At 70.7% G+C, this 6,136-nt stretch carries 2 protein-coding genes; both read right to left on the minus strand.

The features are described 5' to 3' along the window. Window positions 1–41: 41 nt before the first annotated feature. A complete protein-coding gene (locus tag HUA78_RS36280) occupies window positions 42–2,801 on the minus strand; it encodes a response regulator (RefSeq protein WP_174478284.1) in 2,760 nt (919 codons plus the stop codon). 215 nt (window positions 2,802–3,016) lie between these two features. After that, window positions 3,017–6,136, minus strand: a 3,120-nt coding sequence (locus HUA78_RS46870; RefSeq protein ID WP_254624089.1) for a DnaJ domain-containing protein, incomplete at its 5' end; no start/stop codon positions are given.

A 6,136-nucleotide genomic window follows, 5' to 3' on the forward strand; every position in this document is an offset into this window, starting at 1 on the left:
TCCAGCAGGACGGGGAAGGTACCGGGAGGTCCGCCGCCCACTCAGTTGCCGAGCATCTTGAGCATCGCGCGGGCCTCGTTGGCGGATGCCCCCGAGGGTTCCAGCATCAAATACTTCTTGTAGGCGTCGGCCGCCTGGGAATTCTTCCCGATGGACTGGTAGGCCATGCCCAGCGACAGCCAGGCGCGCGAGTTCCGCTCGTCATCGCGCACGACCTCGATGAGCAGCTTCGTGGCCTCGCGGAAGGCCGCATCCGACTCGAAGCCGTTGACCAGGGCGATGCCCAGTCCGGCCTTCGCCTCGGTGGAGCCCGGCTTGAAGAGCAGCGCCTTGCGGTAGAACGCCGCCGCGGACTTGTAGCGACTTCCAACGGTGGCGGACCGAGCCTGCTTGATGAGCCCCGCGTACTCCACCTCGGGGTCCACGGCGGGAGGAGGGGGCGTGCCGGAGTCGGCCACCGCGGGCGGCGCCTCCACCACGGCGGTGCCCGCGTCCGGCCCGGCGGCCACGGGCGTCTCGACAACGAGCGTGCCGGAATCCGTCGCGGTGGCGGGCGCCTCGACGACGGGGGTGCCGGAATCCGTCGCGGCGGCGGGCGCCTCGACGACGGGGGTGCCGGAATCCGTCGCGGCGGCGGGCGCCTCGACGACGGGGGTGCCCGAGTCGGCCTCGGTGGGCACGGGCGGAACGACGTCCGAGCCCTGCGACGGAGGAGGCGTCTGGACGGTCCCCACCTTCGGCGGCTCGGGAGGCGGCGTGTCCTGCGGCTTCTCGCCTCGACCTCCGATGACGACCACCGCCGCCACCGCGCCGATGAGGGCCAGCGCCCCCGCGACGTAGAGCCCCGTGCGCTTGGGGCGAACGGGAGCGACGTCGGAGTCGGAGGAAGCAGGACTCGACGGTGTCACGGACGGCGTGGGCGACGCAGCGGCGGTGATGACGGGCGTCGGCGTCACCGGGGTGACCAGGGCCGGAGGCGGCGCGGACGGCGTCGGCGGCTCCTCGGGGATGACGGGCGCGACGACGGGGCGCTCGGGAACACCGTGCCCCGGGTACGGAGGAAGCGCGAGCTGCGGCGGCGCGGACGCGGGGACTTCCTCGACCTCCGCGATGGTGTCGACGTCGACGGACGAGGACTCACCGCCGCTCACCAGCGTCACCTCGGAAGACGGAGGCGCGGGCGTCGGAGGCGGAACGGGCGGGAAGGGATTGGGCCCCACCGCCGCCCCACCGAAGATGGGAGCGCGCGGCGCGGGCGCGGGCTCCACGGCGGGAGCGCTCGATGACAGGGCGTGCGCCGAGGAACCCCCGTTTGTTCCGAAGCCCCTCGGCCCCGGCGACCACACCGAGCCCGGTCCCCAGGTCGTGGGCGCGCTGATGCCCTCCGTGTCTACCCGGCTCCAGTCGAGCAGCAGGCTGCGATGCGCATGCTCCACGGCGCGGTGGGCCGGCGGCGGCTCCACGAGGAAGGACGAGCCTTCCGCCACCACGGGCGGCAGCGTGGGCGCTTCGCCATCCGCATCCGCCGGGTCTTCGTACGCCGGGCCCTGGCGCTTGGGGCGCGCGTGGAAGACGACGACGTTGGCGGGCACCGCCGGCGCGGGAGCGAAGTGCTCCTCGGGCGGGGCCGTGACGGGCTCCTCCTCCACTCCCGCGGGCGGCGCGAGCACGCTGTGCGGCATGGCGCGCACGGCGGGCGGCTCCGGCTCTACGTGCGCGACGACGGCGGGCGGCTCCGGCTCCACGGGCGCGGCGACGGGGGCCTGCGGCGCGGGCTCCACGGGGGCGCTCGGCAGAGGGGCCGCGTTGAGCCACTGCTCGATGCCGGGCTTGGTGCTCTGCACCGGCTCCAGCGGCGCGTTGCCCAGCTCGCGGATGAGCCCCTCGAAGTACAGCTTGCTGATGATGCCCAGCGCGGCCAGGTCCTCGAAGTCCGAGTCCTCCACCACGCGGCTCAGCGCGCGCTTGCCGTCGAACAGGCGCAACAGCCCGTTCACCTCGTCCGGAATCTCCGAGAGGCGGTCGGCGAGCTGGTGGTAGTCGATCTCGAACACCGTCTCCAACGGAGGCAGCTGCTCGAGCATTCGCCCCCACTCGTCGAGGCGCCGCATGCCCTCCATCAACAGGCCCTGCGTGGAGATCTCGATGCGCTCGGGCCGGTCCAGCGAGGTGAACTGGACGTCGAACTGGCCTTCGAAGGTGTTGAGCAGCCGGTAGAAGGCGTTCTCGCCCTTGAGCCGGCCCAGCTCCGCGTCGATGACGCGACCTTCCTTGAAGTAGACGGTGCCGGTGCGCTCGCCCTGGATGGAGATGACGCCCGTCTTGCGGCCAATCTCGAACGTCTGGACCAGGTCCACCACGCCCATGTCGGCGAGGCTGCCGGCGAAGCCACCCTTCGTCGTCTCCCGCTTTTCGATCCTCTCCTTCTCCGCCTTCTGGAGGATCATCTTCACGCGGGTGACGATCTCTTTGATGTAGATCGGCTTGGTCAGGTAGTCGTCGCCGCCAAGCTCCAGGCCGCGCACCTTGAACTCGACCGACTTCTGACTCGTCAGGAAGACGAACGGGATGAACTTGAAGCGCTCATCCGACTTGAGCGCCTTGCACAGCTCGAAGCCGTCCATCTCCGGCATCTTGGTGTCCGCGAGCACCAGATCCGGCGGGCTGATCTGCACCTTCTCGATGGCGTCCTTGCCGTGGATGGCCGTCGTCACGGAGAAGCCGGCCTTCTTCAGGCTGACCTCCATCACGCGAAGACTCTTCGCGTCCCCATCCACCAGGAGCAGGTGCTGCTTGGCCACGTTACTTGCCTTTCATCACGGAGGACGATTCGCGGAAGTGCCCGGCGCGGGGGAGCATCCTGCCCGCTTTCCAGGCATGTCAATGGGTTGGAGCGGCGGGGAAGCTGGCTGCCCCCCGTTCAACCAGGGGGTGCGAGCAGTCCCCGGAGGGTAGCGCGAGCCCCCGGCAGAGGCTCCCATCCGCCGGGGTAGGACTTGGGGCGCCAGAGGCGGCCTCAGCGGAAGAATCCCCCCTTCTTGGGTGGGTTCTTCTTCCGCATGTCGATCAGCCGCAGCTCCTGGTTCGCCTCCAGGTGCTTGGAGTTGGAGCGGACCGCGTCCCGGAAGTGGCGCTCGGCCCGGTCCATGTCGCCCTCTACGCGGGCGATGACGCCCAGCTGGTAGTGGGCACGGTCACAGTTCGGGTCGGTGCGGACCGCATCCGCCATCATCTGCTTGGCCTTGGCCATGTCCGCCTTGCGCGCGGGGTCCATGTAGATGGCCCAGGCGCGCGCGGCCAGGTAGGTCGCCTTGGGGTCCAGCGCGTAGGCGCGCTCGTAGTGGTCCGACGCGGTGGTGAAGTCGCGCTTGCGGAAGTAGACCTCGCCCATCTTGTAGAGGTCGTCGGGGCTGCTCTCTGGCCGGCCCGGCGCGGGACGGGACGACGCGCCTCCGGACTGGGGCGCCTTGGGCATCGACTGCTGGGCCTGGAGCGTCTGGATGTAGGCCTTGCGGCGGGCATCGTCGTAGAGGACCTCGTACGCCTCGCGGATGCCCTCGAAGACGGAGGTGATCTTCTGCGCGAGGTGCGGCAGCGTCGGCGGCAGGCGGTCCGGGTGGAAGACCTTGGCCAGGCTGAGGAAGGCGGCCTTGACCTGATCCCTCGTTGAGTCCTGGGAAACGCCCAGCACGTAGAAGTGGTCGCGGCGGGCCTGGATGTCGGCGAAGCGCTGCTCGATCTGCTGGGCGTGGCGCGCCTCGTCCGGCTTGGGGGGCTCGGAGGGGGCGGCGACCGGGGCGGTGGGGCCGGGCTCGGCCACGGGCGTCGCGGCGGTGGTGGCCGGGGCTCCCCGATTCCCGAGGACGCCCATGTTCTCCATGGCACGGCGCAGCAGGCGCTGGCGCCGCAGCTTCGCTGCCTCGTCGGGATTGGAGGGATCTGCCGCCACGTCGTCCTCGTCGAAATCCCAGTCGTCTAGATCACCGGACGGCTCGGACCACGCAGTCTCGCCAGTTGGGCCGGTGTTGTCACCGGGGAAGGTCTCGAAGTCCGATTCAATGGTCGCCTCGACGATGCCTTCAACGGGAGGCTCGTCGACGTTCGCCTGATTGACATCCGAGCGGACGAGCGTCTCCAGGTGGGCATCCACGTGCTGGAGCGCGGCCTCGAAGGAGGCGGTCAGCGTTTCGGCGGCCTCGTCCTTGTCGAATGAGACGATGCGCCAGAGGTCGTCCTCGGTGGCCCTGCCGCTCTTGGGGGGCGTGGGCCCCAGGCGCAGCGGCGGCGGCGCGGCGACGGGGGCGGGACGGGTGGCCCACAGGCTGTCGTCGGTCTCCTGCTCGACAGACTCCTCGTCGGGGCTTTCCTCGGGCTCCACGGGCATGAGGACGGGAGGGCCGTCCAGCGCGACAGGGGTGAGGACGGGCGGCCCCGCGACGGTGCGTGGAGGCAGGGAGGGCGGTGTGGGCAGCGGATCCGCGGCGGCCCAGAGCTCGGGCTCGGGCTCGGGTTCGAGCTCGAGCAGCGGCAGGTCGGACTCGGACTCGGCCGGCGGCGTGAGGAGGGTCTCCTTCGCGCGCCAGGACTCGTCCTGGACGGGGACTCGGTCCCGTGTCCGGGTGGGAGGCACGGTGGCCGGAGGCTCGTCCGCGAGCCAGGGCTCGAGCGGCTGGGACTTCGAGCGCCTCAGCGCCTCTTCCATGTCGTGGAGAAGCTCTGCCTGGGCGCGCTCCCTGGCCGTTCGCAGGGCCTCGCGGCTTTCGGCATGGAGGGGGAGGCTCGCCTGGGACGAAGACGCCGCGAGCGGCGGGACGTTGGAGGCGCGGGGGAAGGGGTTCGCGGGCGGCGGCTCATCGGGATCCGCGGGGATGATGTCCCCGACGTCGAGAGTGAGCGCGTCGATGTCGTCCGAGGCGTCAGCGGTGGGGGCCGAGGGCGCGGGGAGCTGGAGGGCCTGCTCCGACGCGAGCTGGGCCTCTTCGGCGATGTGCTGTTCGTCGGACTGGAGGGCATCGGCGGCGAGGCGCGCTTCCTCGGCTTGCCGTGCCTCGTCGGCGAGGCGCTGCTCCTCCGCGAGGCGGGCCTGTTCGGCGTGACGCACTTCCTTCGCGCGCCGCACCGCATCCGCGCGGCGACGCTCGACTTCGAGACGGACTTCCTCGGCGTGACGCGCCTCTTCCGCGAGCCGGGCCTCTTCCGCGAGCCGGGCCTCTTCCGCGAGCCGGGCCTCCTCGGCGAGTCGCTCTTCCTCTGCGAGAAGCTGGGCTTCTTCGGCCAGGCGGATGATTTCGGTACGCTGTTCTTCCTCGGCGCGGAGCCGAGCCTCTTCGGCCAGACGGGCTTCCTCGGCGCGCTGTTCTTCCTCGGCGCGGAGCCGAGCCTCTTCCGTCAGCCGGGCTTCTTCCGCGAGTCGGGCTTCTTCCGCGCGGAGCTCTTCCTCGGCTCGGAGTCGACCCTCTTCCGCCAGCCGGGCTTCCTCCGTGAGCCGAGCCTCTTCCTCGCGGCGCTCCTCCGCGAGCCGGGCCTCTTCCTCGCGGCGCTCTTCAGCAAGTCGGGCCTCTTCCGCGAGCCGGGCCTCTTCCTCGCGGCGCTCCTCAGCGAGTCGTGCCGCTTCAGCGAGTCGTGCCTCTTCCTCGCGGCGCTCCTCGGCGAGCCGGGCCGCTTCAGCGAGTCGCTCTTCCTCCGCACGAACGCGAGCTTCCTCCGCGAGCCGAGTCTCCTCAGCGCGTCGCTCTTCCTCCGCGCGGACCCGAGCCTCTTCGGCGAGTCGAGCCTCTTCCGCCAGCCGAGCCTCTTCGGCGAATCGGGCCTCTTCAGCACGGCGTTCGTCTTCCGCACGAACCCGAGCCTCTTCCGCGAGCCGAGCCTCTTCCTCGCGACGCTCTTCCTCCGCACGGACCCGAGCCACTTCAGCGAATCGCTCGTCTTCAGCGACCCGAGCCTCCTCAGCTAGGCGAGCTTCTTCAGCGCGTTTCTCTTCCTCCGCACGAACCCGAGCCTCTTCAACGAGCCGAACCTCCTCAGCAAGCCGAGCCTCTTCCGCGCGGAGCTCTTCCTCCGCACGGGCCCGCGCCTCTTCCGCTAGCCGAGCCTCTTCAGCGCGTCGCTCTTCAGCGAGCCGAGCCTCTTCAGCGAG

The sequence above is a fragment of the Myxococcus sp. CA033 genome, assembly GCF_013336625.1.
Lineage (GTDB): Bacteria > Myxococcota > Myxococcia > Myxococcales > Myxococcaceae > Myxococcus > Myxococcus llanfairpwllgwyngyllgogerychwyrndrobwllllantysiliogogogochensis.